Below are 22,844 nucleotides of genomic sequence, written 5' to 3'. Positions count from 1 at the left end.
ACATCTAATCCACGTCTGCTATGCGCCATTCAGCGCCTTTTTCTTTCCCCTTCTGGAACACGTATAACGTTCTCCCAACATCGCCATTGTTTCTTGCAGCATCGACCTGAACGACAGCCTCGAACAGCGATCTTTGCTCCTTGATCGTTATATCTTCCTCCACGCTTATGCTCGTAATCGTGAAGCCTGTATAGCTTCCTGAGCCTTCCCTCGCCTTGCGCGCATTTTCTGTATACAGGTCCAACATTTTATCCCAGTTGCCCTCATGCATATATTGTATCCGCAAATTAATAAGCCCGATAAGCGGTTGCTCTTCTTCGGTAAAGGATGAAACGTCCAAATAAGCAGGAGTAAACGCCTCGACTATCGGCGAAGGAGGAACTGGGACAGGCGTAGCGGACGCTAGAGGTGGAGATGTCTGCTCTTTAGCCGCTGCCGAGGGCGATATGCTTGGCGGGGGCGTTAGTCCATTCTCAACCTCCTCTAGTACAGACAAGTCAATATTTCGTTCATCCGCGCTCTCACCGGCTGATCTAGAACTGCTTTCGGGGTAGGCCTGCTTCAGCAGCGCTTGCAGCTTCTTCGTGGAGGACTCCCTTATGGTGTATAGCGTACCGGCACGGTAATCCTCTACTTTCATAAAATTGCCCCGTTCACTCTGATCCGAAAGCCAAAGCAGATAGACTTGCTTCCCTAATGTTACCGAGTAATGAGGCACGGCGATATCAACCCTACCGGCCAGCTTCTTCCCAAAGCGAAATGCATGCTCGAACGCTCTGACGGACTGTTGGTCCTTCCAAACGATTTGCGAATTAGGCGCTGACTGCTCAAAATCAATCATTCTCACGACGCTGACTTGCTCCTCGCTAACCCGAAACAAAAACAACAAAATTGCGGCAGCTGCAACCAATACGCCAACTGCAACCAAATATCCACGCTTCGACATAGTACCCCTTTTCCCTCTAAAAGAAGCTTGCTGTTATTTTTATGCAATAAAGCTGATAGATGAGTATGACATTTATCGCGTATTAGCATCACGTTAACCTTTTAGACGATTGAGTTTGGAAAAAGGTTCCACTTCATCTGCAAAGCCAATCCGTATATGGCAGCTGTCGGAATACGATGCGAACCAGGCTCACCCACTGTTCTAAGCATAGGAGCTCCCTTTGAACTAGCTGCAGCCAGCTAGTGAAAAAGGAATGCTCAATGCACGCTCGATCCCTTTGAATAGAACTAGTGTGTTTTTGGTGGCTGATTTGACTGATGGCTGGTTGGGCGAGTGGCTGTTGGGCTGGTGGCTGTTGGCTGTTTGACTGATGGCTGGTTGGGCTGGTGGGTGGTTTGACTGGTTGGGCTGACGGCGGCGGATTGCCAACTTCTGTACAAATACTCTTTTTTCTAAAATAGAACAAAAGAAAACGAGCCCTGTATCACTACCAAGGCTCGTTTTGGGCTAATTGCTCTAGCTATTCACAATTTTGTTAAATGAATTCACCGTCAAAACATAATAAAACAGATAAATAACGACATATAACGTTGTGGAAAAAAGGACGGGCACCGTAAAATCAACGTTGACCAGATTGGAAAACAGCTTGGACATGGCGTTCACGACGATCACGCTGTGCGTTACGCCGAGGAGAAGCGGAAGTCCAAAAATAAAGAGCGACTGCTTCAAAATGGTGCTGCTGATTTCTTTCCTCGTTACGCCTATTTTGCGCAAAACCTCATAGCGCTCTTTATCCGAATGGGCTTCCGTCAGCTGCTTGAAATAGAGCACGCTGCCCGTAGCAGCGAGAAACACCAACCCTAGGAAAACAGCCACAAACGTTCCGATACCGGTGTCTTCCAGCCCTTCTTTGTAAACGTTGTAGTAGGATGACATACCCGCTTGTTCTGCACCTGCAAGCTTCATAAGCTGTTCAGAGGTTTCTACAGCCGACACCTCGTCTGCCACCTTATATGCTTTGTAGACGATAGGCGCTTCCCGCTCAGCAAGCTCCGAATACAGCCCATCGCTGATTACCATTACAAAGTCGGGAAACGTCCAGCTTAGCACTCGCTTATCCAGAAGCTGGACGAATGATAGCTGCCAGCTTTGCTCAGCGAGCTCGATCGTAAGCTGCTCCTTCTCATAATCGGACCATTCATTATCGGTATACATCGGACGAATGGCGGCTGCCTGATCATCAGCCAGATCCACGCTCGTATCTCTGTCCAATGCTTGCGCAATAGCCTGATAAGTGCTTGCCGAAATCATTTTGACCGGCTTATCATCCTCCTCCGAATACCGCTCTGGCAGCAACTCGAAGCTTGTGCTATAACCCGCCGATTTAATGACCGGAATATCGAGCTCTACACGCACAGGATGCGCCTCGTCCGCCAGCACGGTTTGCTTCACTTGCTGATCGAACGCTTCCCCTTGCGAAATGTGCATATAGCTAAATGGCGATTGTTGATCGGCATGCTCAGTGTTCGTGTAATACTGGCTAAAAGCAATATTTGTCGCCAGCAGCGTGAACGCGCTAAGCAAGGCAATGAGCGTCAGCGTGCTCACATTTCCTCTCATGCGGAACAGCAGCTGCGACGTACCAACGACATTTAAACCGCGATAATAACGGGCTTTATTGTTCTGGGAGAGACGCAAAAGGTACACGGTCAAGGATCGGAACAGCAAATAGGTGCCGAACGTGATGCCAACGAAGGCAACGCCGTAATTGCGCATCAAGTCTTCCTCTGTCTTGAAGGGCAGCGATATAAACCAATATCCCGCTGCAAGCAGCACGGCAGCTAGAATCGCAAATGGCAGCGATGGCTTCGGGATTACCTCCGCTTGCTTATCTGCTTGAAACAGCTCGATGAGCTTAAAGCGATAAATCAGCCTGTAGCTTTGAATCGACGTGATCAAAATGATGATGACGAACACAACCGTCGTATTCAAAAACGCGCTCGTCGATATGGAGAAGCCGATTTCAACCGAAGAGCCCAGCAGCTTCAAGAGCAGCATTGCGAACATTTTGGAGAGCAGCGTACCTACTAGAATCCCCACAGCAAGAACGACGACGCTAATGAGGAGATTTTCATAGAAGAGCATTTGGCCAATGGTTCGCTTTCGCACGCCGAGCAAGGAATAGAGGGCAACCTCCTTCTTCCTTTTGCGCGTGAAAAACGAGTTGGAATACCAGATGAATATAGCAACAAACAAAATCAATATACCGGAAGCCATCCTAAACGTCATCTCTACATTTTTCGATAAGGCGATGCTGGCTTGAATGTCAGGACTGTATTGCAGCGATACGAATGTATGATAAATGACTACGCTGAACATCATCGAGATGAAATAAATGAAGTAATTGCGGAAATTGCCCTTCATGTTTTTGAGTGCGGTACTAAATAAGGTCACCCGCTCCACCTCCAAGCACCGAGAGCACATCCAATATTTTTCGGAAAAAGGTGCTGCGCGGCGTTTGGCCCTTCACTAATTCAGTAAAAATAACGCCATCCTTAATAAAGAGCACTCGGCTGCAGTAGCTTGCCGCAAAGGCGTCATGCGTCACCATTAAGAGCGTCGCCTGATCCTGCTCGTTCAGAGCCTTCAGGCTCTCCAGCAAATCGGTTGCCGACTTCGAATCGAGCGCCCCTGTCGGTTCATCTGCCAGCAGCAGACTTGGCCTTGCAATGATTGCCCGCGATGCCGCCGTACGCTGCTTCTGTCCGCCCGACAGCTGATAGGGATAACGATCAAGAAGCTGCCTGATCCCAAATTTCTCGGAAATATCATCTACCCGGCTTTCCAGCTCAGCGACCTTCACTTTAGCGAGCGCGAGCGGCAGCAGGATGTTCTCCTTCACCGTCAGCGTGTCCAGCAAGTTGTAATCTTGAAATAAGAAGCCAAGCTTGTCGCGGCGAAATTTTGACACCTGCTCCTCGTTCATCGCATGCAGATTGACTCCGTCAATGGAGATGCTGCCGTTCGTTGGCTCGTCGATTGCCGCGATCAGATGCAGCAGCGTCGACTTGCCTGAGCCGGATGGGCCCATAATACCGACAAACTCGCCCTCAAGCACCGTTAAATCAATCTCTTGCAGAGCTGTCGACAAGTTGCCCTTGGAGCCGAATATTTTTTTGACTTGCTTTGCCTCTACTACCGTTCTCATCTATATTACCTCCGCTTTTGTAACGTTTTGTCTTCTGCGCATACCTTATTCTACCTCAGCCAATCTTCATTTGGTCTTACAACTCGGCCTCCAACCTTACAATTTTGTCAGGATTGATGAAATAGGTTTACGGCGGCAAGCAACGTTTCGTAGTATAGAGACGAGGCCGTTAACGGCTTAATTGGAGGAGTCCGCTATGAAAATAATGATTGTGGAGGATGATCGCACGATTGCTCAGATGCTTGGTGAAACGCTTGGCAAATGGGGCTTCGAAGCGGTTATCGCTGATAATTTTGAACATATTCTGCAGCTTTTTTTGAATCAAAACCCGCATCTCGTACTTATGGACATCAATTTGCCCTCCTTTGACGGCTTTCATTGGTGCCATCAAATAAGAGAGGTTTCCAACGTGCCGATTATATTTCTATCTTCCCGCGATACGCCTCTCGATATGATTATGGCGATGAATATGGGCGGGGATGACTTTGTTCAGAAGCCTTTCTTTACGGATGTATTGCTTGCAAAAATTAATGCGCTGCTCCGCAGAACCTATTCCTACGTCGAGGTGAGCGCAAGTGTTGTCGAGCATGACGGCATCGTCCTAAGCCTGAAGGATGGCGATGTAAGATGCGGCGAGCTTAAAGCGGAGCTTACGAAAACAGAGTTTATTATTTTGCATATGCTCATGAAGCATAAGGGCTCGATTGTGACTCGAACGAAAATGATGCGCAGCTTGTGGGAGGATGAGAGCTTCGTAGATGACAATACGCTAACCGTCAACATCACACGCCTGCGCAAGAAGCTCGCGGAGCTTGGCAAAGCAAGCTTCATTACGACTAAGAAAGGACAAGGGTATATCATCCTATGAGCTTAGCACACTATATGAAGGACAAACGTTTTTTCTATCTGCTTTATGGCGCGATCATGCTGTTCGTTTCAGTCATCTTATTTGTGAGCGACTCGGCAAGCGCCTCCGTCAGCAATGTCGTTTATGTTAACGCTGTGTGCCTTATACTCGCTGCACTGTATATCGGAATCGGCTACTTTTATCGGAAAAAGTTTTACCGCGAGCTGACCGCAGTCATCGAGCAAGGAGGCGATGCCATGATTGCTGCCCTTCCGGCACCCCAGACCGCGGAGCAAGCGCTGTACATGCAGCATATCAGTAAGATGCAGCGCGAGCATGCCGAGCAGCTTCAGCAGCTGGTGAACGAGAAGCGGGATCATCAGGACTTCATTATGTCATGGATTCATGAGGTGAAGCTTCCGATTGCTGCCAGCCGCATGCTCATTAACAACAGCGAGGACAAGAGTGTCGATTATCTCATCGACAAGTTTGAGGATGAACTGGGCAAAATTGATAGCTATGTCGAGCAGGCGCTCTATTATTCGCGCATCGACTCGTTCTCGCGCGACTATTTTATAACCGAGATCCGGCTTGCACAGATGATGAAGAGCAGCGTCAAAAAATACGCGAAGCTGTTTATTAACAAACGAATCCGCTTCGTGATGGAAGACACCGACTGCTTCGTCCAAAGCGACAGCAAATGGCTGGCGTTCATTATCGATCAGATTACAGCCAATAGTTTAAAGTACACGCATGAAGGCGGGCAGTTGACGGTCAGCTTTGAAGCGGACAGCAAGGAACAGCGCATGCTTATTGCAGACACAGGCATCGGCATCGCTCCTGAGGATTTGACGCGCGTATTCGAGAAAGGTTTTACGGGCACCAACGGCAGAAGTCAATCAAAGTCCACAGGAATGGGATTATATTTGGCTAAACAGCTGGCGCTTAAGCTAGGACATGATTTATCCATTCAGTCCGAGGAAGGACGCATGACGAGGGTGATTATTCATTTTCCGAAAATAAGAAATTACGGGGAGTGGTACAGCCGCAAATGATAAATAATTGACTGTTGACAAATAATTATTTTTATGATATAATATAATATTTTTATATTTACATGTCCTTTGACGGCTGATAATATGAAGTTTGAAATCGGTATTACCGTTGTGCCATAAACGTCAATATAGTAGCGGAGGGTTAAGATGAACATTGCAAACGGAATTAACATGCTGTCGATCTCAGCGGTGATGAGGGGTCAAATGGTAACGGTTTATCCTACATTGATCTGGGATAACGACACGGCGATCCTAGTGGATACAGGCTATCCGGGTCAGTTTCCGTTAGTAAAGGAGCAAATAGAGCGAGCCGGCATTTCCTTTGACAAGCTTAGAAAAATCATCATAACCCATCAGGATATCGACCATATGGGCAGTTTGCCGGCCATTTTGGAGGCGCTGCCGCATCAGGCAGAAGTGCTCGCAACAGAAATCGAAGCGCCTTATATCCAAGGGGAAAAACGTCTGATCAAATTGACACCCGAATCCATCGAGAGTGCGATGAAAGCTTTGCCTGCTGAAGTATCGGAAGAATGGCGAGCCTCCTTCCGCAAGACGCTGGAGAATCCGCCTCGCGCGCGAGTTGATGCTTTTATCGCTTATGGACAGGAGCTGCCTTATTGCGGCGGGATTACCGTTATTGGTACGCCAGGACATACGCCCGGCCATATCAGCCTCTACCATAAAGCTAGCAAAACGTTGATTGCTGCCGACGCGTTAGTCGTCGAAAATGATCAGCTGCTCGGGCCAATTCCGAGCTACTGTCACGATTACGAATTGGCGCTGCAATCGCTCCGCCAATTCACGCAATTTGATATCGAAACCGTCATTTGCCACCACGGCGGCTTGTACTCCGATCACGTGAATGAACGGATTTTGGAGCTGGCGAGGTAGAACCATTGACGAGCAGAGGGTTGGAATCAGCAGAGCTATGTATGCCCATTTTGCGTGCCCATTCAGTTCGATGCATGTCCTGTCTCCATCAGCAAAGGTTGTCCCGTTAAATGAAACGGAAAAACTCCTGCTAATTTGCCGCAATACGCTGATACACCCCCTTTGGTCGCTTGAGATCATTCAGCAGGTCATCAAGGAGGTTGACGTTAACAATGTGGAAAATGCGATCAGAATTGCGCGTGAATCGCTGCAATTGCTAGATCAGATCAATAGAAGCCAGTTGCGGGGCGCTCATTATTTTTACCAACTGCTGCTCTTGAACGAACAGATCCATTAATTATCGCGTACACTTACCCTTGCTCATGTACACTGATATAATCTGCTACGCTGGACTGAAGCAAGCCGATCAAGTCTTCATTCATATATTCAAATTCATCCGGTATATGGAGGCAGATGACCTTTTTACCGGCAAGGGCACTGCTAAATTTCTCCTGCAGCCTTCGCACATGCTTCTTTTCCATGGCAAAAATCAGTTCAGCCCAGCCAATATGCCCTTCCGTTACTTTAATGCGAGCATTTTCTTCTGTACCCGCCGACCTAACTGCATGCCCATCCACACCTTGAAAAATCGTCTCGGCCGTCAAGCTCCTCCACTTGTTTCTGCTGCAAATAAATAATAGCCTTATTGGACCCACTCTCCTATTTTCGCTCTAATGAATGAAGTAATTTAAACTTTGTTTGGTGAAAAAAGCTGTTCCATCAGGTCTTTGCTGACCGATGTGACAGCTTTTCATTGTTGCGTTAATCGGCGCATTCAAGCAAATTTTGCAGCTCATGGTAAAGCTCCAGCTCGGATAAAATGGTATTGCAGCGCCTAAGCATCCTTGTATCATCATATATCCGATTCTCGTGCTGCGCGTCGCGAATGAATGCCAGCTTCGTCTCCGGGCTCGCTGCTTCAAGCAGAGCTCTTATCTCCTGCTCATCGTCCCAATTGATGGACAGCGGCTTCGCTGCTGACTGATCTGTCCGACCTGTCAGCGGTACGATTCCGATCGTATCAAGCGTTTGCACACAAATAAGCTGATCCCTATCCTTGCGTAAGCTTTCGATATATCCAGCCAAATCGGGGATATTGGTCAGATTAAATATCTCCTTCAGCCTCTGCAGTGCCGGCCTCAGCTCCTCCCCGCCCGCTTGCCCAGCTTTGTTAGCATCAAATGGCGCTATGCTGTTAAATAAAACGCTTTTATCGGTACATAAGATACGAAGGAAGTCCTTTATGCTGCGCGCTACAACCCAAATTTCCGAACTAAAATCCATCGGCGATACGACAGCTATATAGGCATCCTCCAGGTCTGAAACGGTACCAAAATCAGTAACGAAGCAGTAGTGAATGCCGTCTACGCCGGAACTGGCGAAAGGAATGAAGTCAGGCGGTGTGCACGGGTAACGCATATCGTACTTCTGCATAATCAGTCCGATCTCCAGATCCATCGCGCTTCCAAGCTCTTCCTCCAGCTCATATAGGCGCTGAATCGTAGGAGGCAGCTCGTATTTCCCGTACTGGCGATGGACGCGCGGCTTAACGTCGATTTCTTCTTCATGATGGATCTGACCAAACGACACCTTTGAGGACAGCTTTCCCGTGTCCATTTTCGCATACTCGCTAATCATATTCGGCACATGCTCCCGTGTCAGCCTGACCCCGGATGCTGTGTTGTACAGCAGCGTAAGGTCGTTGTCGCTCCAGCCTTGCAAAGCCTCAGCCGTCAGCTCGCCCTTATGCGCAAATAAACGAAGAAGTATGGCATCAAGCTGCGCTCCAAGACCATCCTTTGCAAATCCGTACTCTTCTAGAATAAAATCGATCCTTTGCTGCTTGTCCATGCGCCACTCCCTCTTCCTATAGCTCAGTCATTTTATCCCAATTATACCAAATGGATAAAATAAATTACTAGCTTTGAATACGGCTTATCGAGCAAGCAAAAAAGAGGCTGCGCAATTACGCACAGCCTCTCTTTCGCTCTCCTTGATTACTCAGTTGGTTGAACTGCATTCGGGTCCATATAGAAAATCTCCCAAAGGTGCCCGTCAAGATCCTGGAAGCCCCATTGATACATGAAACCATGGTCAATAGCATCTTTGGAATGCGTAGCGCCGGCAGCGTGCGCTTGATTGACAAACTCAATCACTTGCTCTTTATTTTCAGCAGATATGGCTAAAATGACTTCCGATGTCGTTGATGTATCGGCAATGTCTTTTAAGATAAACGATTTGAAGTAGTCTTCAACCAGCAGCATCGCAAAAATATTTTCGCCGATTACCATACATGTTGCATTCTCATCCGTAAATTGGGCGTTAAACTCAAATCCTAGCTTCGTAAAAAAATCGACCGATTTATTCAAATCTTTAACCGGTAAATTCACAAAAATATTAGCTGACTTAAATCCCATTACCTATCACCTCGTCATTAGAATGTCATGCCTATAAACCTTTTGGTTCGTCTTTACAGCTCAATTCTAGCATGTAAATGCTGCAAGCATTTCTTCTCGATTGCTATATTTATGTAAACCTTTGACACGGCAGAAACACGCCTTTGAAGCAACAGAATCTATTCTTATTTTTCAAAAAAAGAAGGCCGGCCGCTTTCATACATCCGCTCCAGCTTATCGATTTCGGCAGATATCTCATGCAGCCAATCCCAATCATTTGTCATGCTCGCCATTAACCCAAGGTTATATTGTTCGGCCAGCCTTTGCGCATATTTGGCATTCAGCTTCAGGCATGCATTCATTTCTGAGCATTCCTGCTCCGTCAGCTTCCGGCTCTGCTGCAGCAGCCACAGTTCTGCAAGTCGCCAGTGAATATTCATCATAGCGATCATTCCAATCGGTCTATAAGTACAATCCTTATTAGTATTGCCCTATTTATTGGAAATTAGTCTTGTTTGGAGCAGATTGCCTACCATCACCTACCTACACCTGCCAACTATTGTTTCATCTCTCTCACATTTGTTTTATAACTTATAAACGAAGGGAGTGAGCGGCATGACGGACAAGAAAACCTATTACGTGTCCATCTCCGGCAAGCGGGTCGAGTCTGAGCCTTCCATCAATGACCAGCTAACGGTCACCGCGACGCAGAAGGAGATCGATGAGCTGCAGCTGCTGCTGGACCAAATTCAGAGGGATGACGAGAAAACACAATTTCGTGCGCCTATCCCCTATAAATCTGCTGACCATGATGAAGCGACGGACAAATTCAATGAGGACATCATCAAGGTTTATGACACCGTTTATGCGATAGGCACGAAAGAGACGAGGGACCATATTCGTCAGATGAATATTTTGCCAAAGCTGCAGGATCCTGATTATAATTATCCCGGCTATGAGCGCTGAAGCGTCAATGAAGAAGAGGCTGTCACAGAAGGCGCTATGCCTATTGCGACTGCCTCTTGTGTTGTGCTTGGTTGGATTTAACGTCGAAATAGTGATACGGCTGCACTCGGCAGCTTCTTTGTTCTGCGCCAGGTTAGATTAAGCAGCCTCCCAGCACACATAAATTACAATTTAGTGGTAAAAGCAAAGCTACCGTTAATTGTGGTGGAGCATATCGATTACGCTTCCCTACTCCTCACAGCTGAAGATACCCGCAAATGCAAATAGCTGTTAGCATTTGCTGGTTGCATTTGCAATTTGCTATTCGTTATTAACTACTTCCAGGAGAAATGCCCCTCCCCTCCACCCCCCCCTGCAAGACACTAAAAAACCGCTCGCATTAAGCGACCGGCTCTCACCCAACGTTTATTCAAACAAGGTAACCGCCTTGCCTTTCACTTCCTGGAGCATTTCTTGACGGGCGGCATCATCAATTTGCGGCACGCTGCCAAAGAATAGATGACCGACCGGCTCGATGCCGCAAAATTCATAAATTCCCGTATCTGAAGTGATGGTGAGACCTTCATACATGCCGGTCTTGCTGTAAATTTCCGCAGGGGTCCCATGCGTGTTAATAATAAGCCCCTTCTTGCCAGCCAGCAGCTTTCTAATATTTCCGTCCTCCCCATATGCATAGGCGAAGCCATATGAGAATACGCGATCGACATAGCCTTTAATGAGAGCGGGCAAGCCCGTCCACCAAATCGGATAGATCATCGTGAACGCATCCGCCCATTTCACATGCTCCTGCTCCGTCTTAATGTCCGTTGGCGTATTGCCCTCACGCATCGCTTCAAAATCGGCGGCCTTAAGCACTGGATCAAATGCCATCGCATACAAGTCTCTGACAACAACCTCGTGGCCTTTCGCCTTCAACGATCCGATAAACGCATCAACAATCGCATTGTTGAAGCTGTCCGGATTAGGATGACAATAGACGATTAAGTGCTTCATGAACAGGCTTCACCTCCGCAGATATAGAAATCTGCCTTAGTGTAGCCTAATTGCCCCGTATTATGTAAGCCCGACCTGCTGCACGCTCCATGCCCATAGTCTAGCTGCAAGCTCGGCATTGTTGGCCTTGCTCACCGTCTTTACGATCTTGCTGTCGATATAGTATTGTCCGGTTTGGCCTTCAGCCTCGTCGCTTGAAGCCAAATAAATAGCAGTCTTGGCCCCTTCAAGCGGCGTACGGAAAAATGGCCTTAGCAGCTTGTGCACCGTTTTGCCGAAGCCTGTCTTCCGATCCACGCCAATATTGGTTGCCACCGCGCCCGGATGGACGCTGTTTACCGTTACTCTCGTACCCGCTAGACGACTTGCCAGCTCCTTCGTAAACAAAATATTAGCCAGCTTGGACTGTGCGTAACCTTTGACAACATTGTAGCCCTTCGTAAGATTGGGATCGTCAAAATGGATCCTTCCAGCCTTATGCGCATCAGAGGATAGATTGACAATTCGTCCTTGCGGGGCAGCCTTAATAAGATCAAGAAGTTCGTTTGTCAGCAAAAAATGACCCAAATGGTTAATGCCGATTTGCGACTCAAATCCGTCCGACGTCAGCTCCCGCTTCAAGGAGGCGACGCCCGCGTTGTTAATCAGCACATCCAGCCGATTATACTTTTGCTTAAAAGCCGATGTGAAGCTGCGAATACTCGCTAGCGAGCCCAAATCACAGGTCATCAGAACCAGCTCCTTGCTGTCGCTCTGTGAACGCGCCTGCTCCAGTGCATGCTCACCGCGCTCCCTGCTGCGGCAAACCATCACCACATGCGCGCCCTGCTTCGCAAGCTCTACCGTTGTCGCTAGCCCCATGCCTGAATTAGCGCCGGTAACCAGTACAACTTTACCCGACATATCTCCCATCTTAGCCACCTCCGCATTTTTGTTATTTACAGCTTATCATGTACCTGAAATGTATGCCGCACAAATTCAATAAACGATCTGACATGCGGTGATAGCTGATCCTCATTGCGGTAAGCCAGACAAATATGCCTGCTGTTTACATATTGGGGCAGGTCGCGCATAACCAGCTCGCCAGCGTCGATTTCACGGATGACGCTTCGGCGAGGCAAAATGCCGACTCCCATGTTGCATTTGAGCGCCTCTTTGATCGTCTCGATCGCGCCAAGCTCCATGACGCTTCCCCATTTCAATCCGGCACCGCGTGCCCACTCGTCGGAAAGCGTTCGTGAGGTTGAACCTATCTCATGCAGCAAAAAAGTTTCTTGCCTTAGCTGCTCCACTTCTATCTGTGCTATTCCGGCTAACGGATGCTCCGGCGCCAGCAGCAGCTTCAGCTCATCGGCAATTAGCGGCTGTACGATAAGCCCTTCCTGCGGCGATTCTCCAAGCGAAACGATGCCTATATCGATCTCATAGCTGCGCAGCATCGCTAGCACGGAAGCCGCTTGCTTCACGGTCAGCATCAGGCTCACTCTCGGGTACAATCTGCGATAAGCGGCAAAATGCGGAGGCATCACGTAGGTTGCCGGCGTGTAGCTTGCACCGAGCCTAAGACGCCCTTCGCCCTGCTCGCGCCGCTCCAGCATGGCGAGTCTAGCCTCTTCCATCAGAAAAACGATACGTTTCGCATAGGGCAGCAGCTCAACCGCCGCATCGCTTGGCTGCAGGCTGCGCGAGTGCTTGCGAAACAGCTCCACGCCGAGCTCCTCCTCCAGCCTTTTGAGATGAAAGCTGATCGTCGGCTGTTTAAGCCCCAGCTTTTCCGCGGCTTCCGCGAGTGTCCGCCCGCCGCATACCTCCATAAATATATGCAGCTGCTGCACGTTCATCTCGTTCATCCTCCCACGCTTTTTGCCTATTAATATAGATTAAATCTATATTTATATCAATATCTATCGATTACATTTAATAATATCTCGACAATCTGTTAACAATCATCTGACAAACCATTGCTAAAGTTAGGAGGTAAGCAAAACAGATAGTGGAGGGAAAACGAAACGATGAAAACGAATGGGAAACGCTGGCTTGGAACCATTTTGCTGGCCGGGTTGATGACACTGACCGCTGCTTGCGGCAGCGGAAATGCAGGCAGCACGAATAACGATACAGCTGCAAATGCCGGAAATACAGAAACGACGGCGCCTACTGAGGCAGCGCAAGCGACAGAGCAAGCAGCAACGAAGGATGAAGGAACGCTTACCGTTTACTTAAATGATTTTGACAGCATTATTGCCCCAATGTTCGAGGAAGCGACTGGTTACAAGCTTGAGGTCGTTGCAGGCAACGGAGCCGAAATAATGTCACGCGTTGAAGCAGAGAAAGGCAATCCGCACTGGGATGTCATCTGGCTCGATGCTATGCCTTCCATTTATGGATTAGGTGCAAGCGGACAGCTGCTTGAAGACTGGGCTCCGGACAATCTCGCTAATTTAACCGATTTTGCCAAACCTTTTGTGCCTGAGAAAAAGTGGTATGTACCGACTGGCGCGCATGCTGCAGGCGTTATCGTATACAACAAGGATAAAGTGAAAGCAGAGGATGCTCCACAATCATGGGAGGACTTCTCCAATGCGAAATACAAAAACTTGATCGGCATGGCTGATCCAGCGATTGCGGCTCCTGCTTATCCGTTTGTTTCTTGGTTCTTTAACGAAAAAACAATTGATGGCGGACAGAAGTTCTTTGGCTCGCTGATGAGCAACGGCCTTCGCGTCTATCCAAAAAACCCGAATGTCGTCAAAGCGCTAGCCGCTGGCGAAATCTCCATAGCTGCGCTGCAAGAGAGCAATGCATACGCCATGAAAAACGACAATGAGCCAATTGAAATCATCTGGCCTGCTGAAGGAGCGCCTGCTTCGGTCCGGGTAGCAGCGATTCAGAAAAATACGAAAAATCCGAATGCGGCAAAAGCATTTATCGAATTTTTGCTCGATCCAAAAACACAGCAAGCGCTAATTGACAAAGGCGACGAAAGTTTTTTCCAGCCTTCCGTTAATGGCGTAAATGCTAAGCAAGGTCGTGCAGCCGATGCGAAGCTCGTTGCAGCCGACGCTTCATGGGCATCCGAGAATGAAGCGGCCATTAAGCAATGGTTCGCCGACCAATCCGTTAAGTAACCGATGCAAACCTTTATGAAGGATCGATTGGGGTGGTTCGTCAGCATCATCCTATTCATCCTCGTCTTATATCCCTTGGCGGCAGTCATTATTCAAGTACTGCTGCCCGGGGTTTTCTTCGGCAATTGGCAACTTGGGGATCTTGCGCTGCTGCTCGAAATATTCAAGCGTCCCCTATGGCAAAAATCACTCGAAAATTCCGTCGTGCTTGGACTAGGGACAACCGTGCTCGCTACGCTGCTTGGCGGCGTACTGGCAACGATTCGTGCAAGATGGTCATTTCCGACGGCAAAGCTGTTAGACGCATCGGTTTGGCTGCTTATTATTACGCCTTCCTTTATTTTGGCGCAGGGCTGGGTGCTGTTTGCAGCCGGCGGCGGCATTGCCGTGAGCCTGCTTGGCTGGCACTGGGTCACGAGCGCTGTTTTCCAGCCAGCCGGACTTATTTTTATTATGACATTAAGCAAATTTCCGTTCGCTTATTTAAGCGTTCATGCGGCAATGGAGTGGAAGGTTGATCAGCTGTCCCACGCTGCTCGTCTATCCGGCGCTTCGGCTTTTACCGTATGGCGGACGATCGAGGCACCTCTGCTTATGCCAGCCGTCTGGGCTGGAGCAGCACTTGTTTTTATGGACACCATCGGCGATTTTGGGCTTCCCGCATCGATTGCCGCCGTTTATCGTTTTCCAACGCTGCCCTACTCTATCTATTCAGCTATTTATACTTCGCCAATTCGGTTCGATATGGCAGGCGTCCTTTCGTTTTATCTCGTTTTGCTGATTGGCATTGCGATGTTAGTTCAATTTTACGCGATGCGCCGCTCTCGCTTTGATTTCTTATCGGCGCGTGCAGAACACTCCGTACCGAAACCGGCAGGCAAGCTTGCCGTGCTCCTTACGACACTGAATTTGTTATTTCTTGCCGTAATCATCGGCATTCCGATAGGCGCGAACGTACTCATGTCCGTATTCAAAACCCAGTCAGGCGGCTTGAAGCTAAGCAATCTCACCTTCGAGCATTACCGCGTTTTATTTCATAGCTCAAGCACGCTGCTGAAAGGTTTGTCCCATTCCTTAATGATCGCCGGCATCGCTGCCATGCTTGGTTTAATATTCGGGCTATGCGTCGCTTATGTGCTAACCTATTCGCAGTTCAAGTTCAAACGTACGATTGAGGTATTCTCGATCGTCACGCTTGCCGTACCCGGCGTCGTGCTTGGCATTGGCTATATTTTTGTATGGAATCAAAAATGGCTCGAAGCGATCGGTCTGCTCCTTTACGGCACGCCATGGATTCTTGTGCTTGCCGCCATTGCCGGCGCCATCCCTGTCATTACAAGATTGATGGTAGGCGCAATAGCGAAGGTGCCGCTAAGCTTGCTTACAGCAGCTCAACTGCAAGGCGATACGCTCGCAGGACGGGTCCGATTCATACTTGTTCCGCTCATTCGCGGCGCGCTGCTCTCTGCAGGCCTTGCGGCGTTTGGCTCCAGCGTCTTTGACCTCGCGGTCAATTCAATCCTGTTCCCGCCGAACTTCCTCACGCTGCCCGTTACGATCAACAAAGCGTTTGAGGATTTGGATTTCGGTTATGCGTCAGCAGCTACCGTACTTGGATCGGCCATCGTTATACTCATCATTTTGGCGATTGAGCTATTGCTCCGCCGCAAGGAGGCCAAAGCATGACATCGACTGCTATGAAGCAAAACCATTCTCTCTCTGACGAGATTAAGCTTGCAGTTCCGGAAGCTGCGAGGCCGCTGCTAACAGCGGATAACCTGACCAAAAGCTATGGCGCTTTCCAAGCGCTCAAAGGAATTTCCTTCGACATGCGCGAAGGTGAGATCATTAGCGTGCTTGGGCCGTCTGGCTGCGGCAAATCGACGCTGCTCCAGCTTGTTGCCGGCTTGTCGAAGCCAGACAGCGGCCAGCTTACGCTGGGCGATGAGGTTATCGCCTCGTCGTCTGTCATGATGCCCCCTGAGAAACGCGGGGTTAATATGGTTTTTCAAGACTATGCGCTGTGGCCGCATATGAATGTTCTCGATAACATCGCTTATGGGCTGCGCAGAAGCAAGATGGCACGGGCGGACATCCAGCAGCGTGTCCAAGAGCTGCTGACGATGCTCCATCTCGAAGGGCTTGAGCATAGGCTTCCGCCCCAGCTCTCCGGCGGCCAGCAGCAGCGAGTCGCCATTGCGAGGGCACTGGCAACAAGGCCAAAGCTGATGCTGCTTGATGAGCCGCTCTCCAATCTCGATATGCGTCTGCGCGTAGAAATGCGTAGCGAGATGGCGTATTTATTCCGCCAGTTAGGCATGAGCGTTTTCCATGTTACGCATGACCCGGAGGAAGCCTTCGCGATGGCTGATCGGCTGCTCATTTTGCGCAATGGACAAATCGATCAGATCGGCACGCCGCAGCAATGCTTTACGCGTCCTGCCAGCCGCTGGGCAGCTTCCTTGCTAGGGGCGATCAACGGCTTGCGCGGCGAAGTCGTAAACGGGATGAGCGGTACCGCTGTTCGAATCGGCTCGACGCTTATTCACGGCTTGCTCGCACCAGAGCAGCATAACCTGCCTGACCACTCGCAAGCGATCCTCATGTTTCGTCCCGAGGAGACCGAGGTGCTGGAGCGCCATGGCGAAGCAGATCCAGCAGCCGTTCTATCACTAGCTGTACCGCAGGAGCACGCTGAAAATACGCTTTTGCTTCATGTGCTTCACTGTACTTTCGAGGGAAACCGCTGGCGTACGGTCGCACAAACGAGCTGCGGTCAAAAGCTGTATTTGGTGCTTGCGATTCCATTGGAGGCTGGCGAATATGTAACGATTAAGCTTGCCACACGTTCTGCTTTCATTTACCCGAATGAGGAAGAAAGGTAGTCGATTCTTTTGCATAACCCAACTAGAACAAACTCGCGACTGCTGGCTGTCGCAGATATTCACGGCTATAAAAAAGAGCTGTTGTCTTTGTTGCAAGAGGCAGACTATAACCCGCTTAAGGATCGGCTTATTCTGCTTGGCGACTATATCGATGCCGATAATCCCGCTACTTGGAGCACGCTCGATACGGTTCGCCAGCTTGTAGCCGAAGGCGCAGCAGCCTTGCTCGGAAATCAAGAGCTTCGCCTGCTCGCTTCTACAAAGTCTAGCAAAAAGCTTAGCGCAGGCACGAAGGAATGGCTGCGCAACCTTCCTTTATATTTCATTCAAGGCCCCTACCTTTTCGTTCATGCCGGCATACGTCCAGGCGTACCGCTGCATCGGCAAAAACCGGCGGATCTTACTGAAATTCGCGACGAATTTATCTATACTTCGTTATCCGAGCAGGACGAGGCACAGCCATACACCATTATTTTTGGCCATACGCCGACCTTTAAGCTGGGCTCCCCCGGAACCCCATGGCATGGTGACCGCCGATTCGCCATCGATACTGGAGCCAAGCATGGGTACCGTTTAACGCTGCTTGATGTCAACAGCAAGTTAAGCTATTCATGCTCAACCTCGCCTGAAAGCCGCGGCAGCGATTTTAGAATCGACCCGCTCACTTCCTCCTCATAAAAAAAGCGCTGCCCGAATTTTATTTACGAGGCTTGCGCTTTTTTTCATATAGCAGATAGGCATCCGTACAATCAAAATCGAGCATGCCTGCATAGGTATAGACAGGAGCATAGTTAATTCACGCTTGGAGGAATGGTTATGTACTCGTCTTTCCATACACATAGATTTGAGCCGATTCACTTTCCTAGAGACAATGAGTTGCTGGACATGAAGCAAGGCGATGTGAACGGGGACGGCATACCCGATCATGTTTATTTATTCGGGCATAAACCAGATGGACCATCCGGCATATTCGCTGATCAGATTACGCTTGTCATACTGGATGGCTATTCCCAGAAGCGTACAGTCGTTCCTATGCAGAACAATGCAGGCTACAATGCCGCATTGTTTTTAGGTGATTTTGATCAGAACAAAATACCCGATATGCTAGTGAGCATCGACTCTGGGGGAAGCGGCGGATATGGCACCTTCTATATCTACTCCTTTGCTCATAACGAACTTCGCATGTTATTTGATTCAGAAAGCTATAATCAACAATACAATTTCCGTGTCCAATATGAAGACATGTACAAAGTAACCGTATCAAGCCCTCAGCTCGATGTGCTGTTTACGATTGACATAAGCGGCAAAGGCTGCTCCTATTTGTCTGCCTACTACAAGGAGGACGGAAAGCTAAAGAAGCCGCTGCAGGGCGAGGTGCTTGCTTTGGCGGCTTTAAACCCGATTGTGACTGCTGAGAACCGATCATCTTATGATTTACTCGCTCTTCAGCGCATCATCGGCACCACGAACGCAGATACGCTAGGCTACGTTGAAAATCTGCTTACATGGGACAGGAGCCAGTTTATTTCCGCAAGATTATCCGTTGCCATCCTTGGCGCCAAATTAATTTCTCATTTCTAGCCGCCTTCCACTTAAGCAAATTTTATTAATGAATAGCCCAGTCCTCGCCATTTGCTTCTGCATAATATGCTTTAGCCTACAACTTAAGGAGTGATATTGCATGGCATTTATGCCCCCTCCAGGTCCACCAGGTTCGTCTGGACCTTTTGGACCGCTAGGGCCGATAGGACCGTTTGGACCGTTTGGACCACAAGGGCCTCAGGGACCGCAAGGACCACAAGGACCGCAAGGAGGTCCCGGTATGATGGGACCAACAGCCCCGCCCCCACAGTTCACGCCGCAGCAGCCATCTGCTTCGCTTTTTGCCGTTGACCCTGGCGCCATTTCCGGCTGTCTATTTCGCAACACTTATGTTTGGCTAAATAATGGGCAAAATTTTTGGTTTTTCCCTATCTTTGTAGGGCGTACTTCCGTTGCAGGGTTTCGCTGGTTCGGAAGATCTTGGGGCTATACAGGAATCGATTTGAGGCGAATCAGCTCGTTTACCTGCTTCTAAATAATATGGATTTATCAAAAAAAGTTGCCGTCCAAAAGTAGTATGCTTGTTGGGAAGATAGCTCGTTTTGAATTTAATGTTGGAAGAAATGAAAAAGCGGTACAGGGGCTATTCCTGTACCGCTTTTTTTCTATTCAGGTCTATGGTTGCTTGGCTTATTGAGATTGTGAGCAATCGAAAGTCTCCCCACCTTCAGGCTTGCCTATGGCAAGCTACGAAGCAGGAATCGGCGGGATCCCTGGTTCTTCTGTAGTCTCGGGTTCAATCATTCATGGGGCTGAGCCCTCTTGAGTCAGCAATTACGGGAAAAACTCCCGTTATTTCATGTGTTTCTTGGCAAAAATCGGATTTAGATGGATTTTCTCCCGTTAATATCTCGCTTTTGACCCTATTTCGGTGAAAATGCTCCGAGTAACGGGAGTTTTTCCAGCTAAATGAACGAACTAGCGTCTTATCAGGGAATTAGATGGAGAATTTCCTGTTAATTCCACAAAACTGATTTGAGATAGCCTTTTATTTCAAACTTACGGGTTAGAACAATGAGCGCTGGAATAAGCGAAAAAGCCTGCGGAAAGTAAGGTTAAGGAGCGAATGACAGGAGCTCAGGGTTCTCAGCTAACTGGTTAAAAAATTTCATAGTTAGGAACAAGTAAACGAGCAGCATTGGGAGTTCCCATTCCGTGCGAACACTTGCCCCTTCTTCAATCGTGCTACGCCGATGCGCCGCGAAGCATGCTCTTCATATAACTGCTGCATGCAACGAGGAAATACAGCGTCTGCATTAAAATATAGATGCCAATGACGACAAAAGAATAAAACCAATTGGATGACTCCATCATGTTGTCCAGCGCCTTCATGGCGAACAGCGCGTGAGAAATACCAACAACAACAGGAACGAAAAATACAAAACCTATCTGAGAGACGACGATTTTGCGTATCTCGCCCTTTGTCATGCCGATTCGAGTCAGCGCATTGAACTGTGCCTGATCCTCCTGCAGCTCGGTGAACAGCTTGAAATAAATCATGCTGCCTGACGCGATGAAGAACAGCAGACTAATGAACATTCCGATAAATAAAGTGAGTGCAACCGTTTCCTGCATTTCCTCATAATTCGAAACGCGGCTAAAGTCGATTTGTCCTTGAAGCTCCTCAGGTACGAGCTTCTTCAGCTTCTCCGCTGTTGCAACGGTGTTCTCCCAATCGCTCAGCTCATAACCGTACATCACATACAGCTTTTCTTCCGGTACGCTCGATAGCAGCTTCACAAACGAGAAATCGTCCATGACAAATGTAAAGTAGTTGCTATCCAACCAGTTCATGATCTTAGCATCTATTACCCTGCTGATCTCAAACCTTTCTTCTTTGCCATTGATGCTGCCTTTAACAACGCCTGTGCGTTGTACATCGGCACCATATGGCTGCGCAAGAGTCAGCTTGCCGCTCTCAGGATGGATGCTCGGTTGACCCGTTATATCCGCCAGCTTATTGTAGTCGGTTTCCGAAATGATCAAAGCATCCGAGTCATTTAGGTTGGGTTCATCATTATTCCAACCAATCGCATAGCGGTTAATCAGCACGCCAGCCACTTTTGCTTCACGTACGATACTCAATCCGTCCTCAGTGACGATGCGCTTTAGCTCCGCCGGGTCGATCACCTCATGCGAATTTAAGCCCACTTCACTATAGGCAAGCGAGAACGGCGAGTTCCAAAGCATGCTTTGCTTGCTGCCGATTTGCATAATATAAACGGTACCCAAGGCAGTCATAACGACGGCGCTTAAGATCGATACGGTAAATAGAATACGTGCATTATCTTTGATCTTATAGCCAAGCTGGGCGAACACAATCATATTCGTGCGTTTGTAATAAACCGAGGACCGTTTTTGAATAAAACGAAGCAGCAATATGCTAAGCTGCGTAAAGAGGAAATACGTGCCGATAACGATGGTAACCAAAATGGGCAATGCCAGCACAAGAAAAGTTTCGCTTGTCATTAATATCGCCATGCCGTAAGCAGCGCCAAGGCAAACCACGGCAACGGTCACAAGCCAAGACGAGAAGACAAGCTGTCCCTTTGGCTTCCGGGCCGCTTTCAGCAAATCTATAATTTCCGCACGACCGATTCGAAGCGCCGTCCAAACCGAGATAAGCATGAACAGAACGAAGAAGCCTCCAGCCGTCATAGCTACCGCTTTGATCGGAGCCGCGAACGGAATCGTTTCATTCAAGTTTAATAGCACCGCGAGCGCCATGAAGAACAGCTTGCTGAACAGCATGCCAAGCCCAATTCCGACAGAGATAGCTAGGACTGCAATCGCAGCATTCTCATAAATCACCAGCTTGCGCAGCTGCGCCTTCGTCATTCCAAATAAGGAGAACAATCCAAACTCCTGCTGCCTTGTCTTAAGAAAGGCTGAATTGGAATAGAGCACGAATAGGAAAGAGAAAATGACGATAATGTATTCGCAGAACACCATGCCGGTTCGAATTTTTGAGGCTGCCATAATCTGGCCGTTAGCCACTTCCGGATGGTACAGAAACGCAGCATAAATATAAAAGATCATTACGGAAAACACGCTGCTCAGAAAAAATGCGCTGTACGACCGCCAGTTGCCCCGAATGTTGCTAAGCGCGAGCGAACGGAACGTCATCGAAATTACCTCCCAGCACGCTGAGAGCGTCTAATATTTGTTGGAAAAATGCTTGTCGATTCGAGCCGCGGCGAATTTCAGAGAAAAACTTGCCGTCCTTGATAAATACGATGCGCTGGCAATAGCTCGCTGAGAACGGGTCATGCGTAACCATCAGCACGGTCGCCTTAAACCGCTCGTTCATATCCTTAAGCGAGTCCATGACGTCCTTCGCTGATTTCGAATCCAAATTTCCTGTCAGCTCATCTGCCAGCACGAGCGAAGGCTGATGAACAATGGCTCTCGCAATCGCGGCGCGCTGCTTCTGTCCGCCTGACACCTCATAAGTCCGCTTTTCCAATATCGGCTTAATTTGCAGCAGCTCAGCTAACGGATTTAGCTTCTGTTCAATTTGCTTCGGTGCCATACCCTCCAATACGAGCGGCAAAATAATATTTTCCTTAATCGACAGCGTATCGAGCAGGTTGAAATCCTGAAAGACGAAGCCGAGCTCACGGCGGCGGAATAACGCCAGCTTCTTATCGGTCAGCTTGCTTGGGTTCACGCCGTTAATTTCGATTTGACCGGAGGTCGGCCGATCAATGGTGGACAATAAATTCAGCAGCGTCGTCTTACCGCTTCCCGATGGCCCCATGACGCCAACGAATTCCCCTGCTTCCACCTTTAGTTCAATATCCTCTAATGCTTTATAGGCCACATTTCCTTTACTGCTGTATATTTTGCCAAGTCCTTGTGCTCTTAGTACACTCATTGCTTTGT

The 22,844-nt window shown here is 48.7% G+C and carries 23 protein-coding genes; 11 read left to right on the top strand and 12 right to left on the bottom strand.

The window, feature by feature from the left end; genetic code table 11:
• Nucleotides 1-4: 4 nt before the first annotated feature.
• The 3 genes from AC2TDN_RS02270 to AC2TDN_RS02260 form a co-directional block, all read right to left on the bottom strand.
• Complete coding sequence (locus AC2TDN_RS02270; protein WP_484686886.1) at nucleotides 5-946, bottom strand: YhfM domain-containing protein; 942 nt, start codon at nucleotides 944-946, stop codon at nucleotides 5-7.
• 516 nt (nucleotides 947-1,462) lie between these two features.
• Nucleotides 1,463-3,400 carry an ABC transporter permease gene (locus AC2TDN_RS02265; protein ID WP_484686885.1) on the bottom strand — a complete coding sequence of 646 codons (1,938 nt, stop codon included), beginning with the start codon at nucleotides 3,398-3,400 and terminating at the stop codon, nucleotides 1,463-1,465.
• On the bottom strand, nucleotides 3,387-4,154 hold the full coding sequence (locus tag AC2TDN_RS02260) for an ABC transporter ATP-binding protein (protein WP_484686884.1): 768 nt from the start codon (nucleotides 4,152-4,154) through the stop codon (nucleotides 3,387-3,389). The genes AC2TDN_RS02265 and AC2TDN_RS02260 overlap by 14 nt, the downstream gene beginning before the upstream one ends.
• A 196-nt stretch (nucleotides 4,155-4,350) precedes the next feature.
• Here AC2TDN_RS02260 and AC2TDN_RS02255 point away from each other — a divergent pair, with 196 nt between their 5' ends.
• The 4 genes from AC2TDN_RS02255 (at nucleotide 4,351) to AC2TDN_RS02240 (ending at nucleotide 7,287) form a co-directional block, all read left to right on the top strand.
• On the top strand, nucleotides 4,351-5,022 hold the full coding sequence (locus AC2TDN_RS02255) for a response regulator (RefSeq protein WP_484686883.1): 672 nt from the start codon (nucleotides 4,351-4,353) through the stop codon (nucleotides 5,020-5,022).
• On the top strand, nucleotides 5,019-6,056 hold the full coding sequence (locus AC2TDN_RS02250) for a sensor histidine kinase (protein ID WP_484686882.1): 1,038 nt from the start codon (nucleotides 5,019-5,021) through the stop codon (nucleotides 6,054-6,056). The genes AC2TDN_RS02255 and AC2TDN_RS02250 overlap by 4 nt, the downstream gene beginning before the upstream one ends.
• A gap of 147 nt (nucleotides 6,057-6,203) precedes the next feature.
• A complete protein-coding gene (locus AC2TDN_RS02245; protein WP_484686881.1) occupies nucleotides 6,204-6,950 on the top strand; it encodes an MBL fold metallo-hydrolase in 747 nt (248 codons plus the stop codon).
• A 37-nt stretch (nucleotides 6,951-6,987) separates the two neighbouring features.
• Nucleotides 6,988-7,287: a hypothetical protein gene (locus AC2TDN_RS02240; protein WP_484686880.1), complete on the top strand. Its 300-nt coding sequence runs from the start codon at nucleotides 6,988-6,990 to the stop codon at nucleotides 7,285-7,287.
• A 13-nt stretch (nucleotides 7,288-7,300) separates the two neighbouring features.
• Here AC2TDN_RS02240 and AC2TDN_RS02235 read toward each other — a convergent pair whose 3' ends face one another.
• From AC2TDN_RS02235 to AC2TDN_RS02220, 4 genes are all read right to left on the bottom strand, one after another.
• Nucleotides 7,301-7,636 (bottom strand): low molecular weight protein tyrosine phosphatase family protein, encoded by a 336-nt coding sequence (locus AC2TDN_RS02235; RefSeq protein WP_482065312.1) that lies wholly within the window; start codon nucleotides 7,634-7,636, stop codon nucleotides 7,301-7,303.
• A 115-nt stretch (nucleotides 7,637-7,751) separates the two neighbouring features.
• Complete coding sequence (locus tag AC2TDN_RS02230; protein ID WP_484686879.1) at nucleotides 7,752-8,840, bottom strand: hypothetical protein; 1,089 nt, start codon at nucleotides 8,838-8,840, stop codon at nucleotides 7,752-7,754.
• Nucleotides 8,841-8,986: 146 nt separating this feature from the next.
• On the bottom strand, nucleotides 8,987-9,406 hold the full coding sequence (locus tag AC2TDN_RS02225) for a VOC family protein (protein WP_484686878.1): 420 nt from the start codon (nucleotides 9,404-9,406) through the stop codon (nucleotides 8,987-8,989).
• 164 nt (nucleotides 9,407-9,570) lie between these two features.
• A complete protein-coding gene (locus AC2TDN_RS02220; RefSeq protein ID WP_482064925.1) occupies nucleotides 9,571-9,828 on the bottom strand; it encodes a DUF7667 family protein in 258 nt (85 codons plus the stop codon).
• Between the two features lie 172 nt (nucleotides 9,829-10,000).
• Here AC2TDN_RS02220 and AC2TDN_RS02215 point away from each other — a divergent pair, with 172 nt between their 5' ends.
• Nucleotides 10,001-10,351 carry a hypothetical protein gene (locus tag AC2TDN_RS02215; protein ID WP_484686877.1) on the top strand — a complete coding sequence of 117 codons (351 nt, stop codon included), beginning with the start codon at nucleotides 10,001-10,003 and terminating at the stop codon, nucleotides 10,349-10,351.
• 405 nt (nucleotides 10,352-10,756) lie between these two features.
• Here the strand turns inward: AC2TDN_RS02215 and AC2TDN_RS02210 are convergent, their stop codons facing one another.
• From AC2TDN_RS02210 to AC2TDN_RS02200, 3 genes are read right to left on the bottom strand one after another with little or no spacing between them, the layout of a single operon-like run.
• Nucleotides 10,757-11,344: an NAD(P)H-dependent oxidoreductase gene (locus AC2TDN_RS02210; protein ID WP_484686876.1), complete on the bottom strand. Its 588-nt coding sequence runs from the start codon at nucleotides 11,342-11,344 to the stop codon at nucleotides 10,757-10,759.
• A 60-nt stretch (nucleotides 11,345-11,404) separates the two neighbouring features.
• Nucleotides 11,405-12,256 carry an SDR family oxidoreductase gene (locus AC2TDN_RS02205; protein ID WP_484686875.1) on the bottom strand — a complete coding sequence of 284 codons (852 nt, stop codon included), beginning with the start codon at nucleotides 12,254-12,256 and terminating at the stop codon, nucleotides 11,405-11,407.
• 26 nt (nucleotides 12,257-12,282) lie between these two features.
• A complete protein-coding gene (locus AC2TDN_RS02200; protein WP_484686874.1) occupies nucleotides 12,283-13,185 on the bottom strand; it encodes a LysR family transcriptional regulator in 903 nt (300 codons plus the stop codon).
• Between the two features lie 171 nt (nucleotides 13,186-13,356).
• On the opposite strand from AC2TDN_RS02200, the gene AC2TDN_RS02195 reads away from it, so the two are divergent.
• The 6 genes from AC2TDN_RS02195 (at nucleotide 13,357) to AC2TDN_RS02170 (ending at nucleotide 19,434) form a co-directional block, all read left to right on the top strand.
• Entirely contained in the window at nucleotides 13,357-14,472 is a 1,116-nt protein-coding gene (locus AC2TDN_RS02195; RefSeq protein WP_484686873.1) for an extracellular solute-binding protein, read from the top strand.
• 15 nt (nucleotides 14,473-14,487) lie between these two features.
• Entirely contained in the window at nucleotides 14,488-16,158 is a 1,671-nt protein-coding gene (locus AC2TDN_RS02190; protein WP_484686872.1) for an ABC transporter permease, read from the top strand.
• A complete protein-coding gene (locus AC2TDN_RS02185) occupies nucleotides 16,155-17,357 on the top strand; it encodes an ABC transporter ATP-binding protein (RefSeq protein ID WP_484686871.1) in 1,203 nt (400 codons plus the stop codon). Before AC2TDN_RS02190 ends, AC2TDN_RS02185 begins: the two co-directional genes overlap by 4 nt.
• Nucleotides 17,358-17,366: 9 nt before the next feature.
• Nucleotides 17,367-18,035, top strand: coding sequence for a metallophosphoesterase (locus tag AC2TDN_RS02180; RefSeq protein WP_484686870.1), 669 nt, complete (start codon nucleotides 17,367-17,369; stop codon nucleotides 18,033-18,035).
• Nucleotides 18,036-18,173: 138 nt separating this feature from the next.
• The gene (locus AC2TDN_RS02175; RefSeq protein WP_484686869.1) at nucleotides 18,174-18,938 is read left to right on the top strand and encodes a VCBS repeat-containing protein; all 765 of its coding nucleotides are present in this window, start codon (nucleotides 18,174-18,176) and stop codon (nucleotides 18,936-18,938) included.
• A gap of 241 nt (nucleotides 18,939-19,179) precedes the next feature.
• Nucleotides 19,180-19,434 carry a transporter gene (locus tag AC2TDN_RS02170; protein ID WP_484686868.1) on the top strand — a complete coding sequence of 85 codons (255 nt, stop codon included), beginning with the start codon at nucleotides 19,180-19,182 and terminating at the stop codon, nucleotides 19,432-19,434.
• A gap of 710 nt (nucleotides 19,435-20,144) precedes the next feature.
• Here the strand turns inward: AC2TDN_RS02170 and AC2TDN_RS02165 are convergent.
• Both AC2TDN_RS02165 and AC2TDN_RS02160 read right to left on the bottom strand, forming a co-directional pair.
• Entirely contained in the window at nucleotides 20,145-22,085 is a 1,941-nt protein-coding gene (locus AC2TDN_RS02165; RefSeq protein WP_484686867.1) for an ABC transporter permease, read from the bottom strand.
• Nucleotides 22,060-22,836 (bottom strand): ABC transporter ATP-binding protein, encoded by a 777-nt coding sequence (locus AC2TDN_RS02160; protein ID WP_482064936.1) that lies wholly within the window; start codon nucleotides 22,834-22,836, stop codon nucleotides 22,060-22,062. The genes AC2TDN_RS02165 and AC2TDN_RS02160 overlap by 26 nt, the downstream gene beginning before the upstream one ends.
• Nucleotides 22,837-22,844 lie beyond the last annotated feature (8 nt).

This window comes from Paenibacillus sp. Y660, from assembly GCF_057221575.1.
The sequence above is the reverse complement of the archived record's forward strand: the minus strand, read 5'-3'. Positions and strand labels throughout refer to the sequence as shown.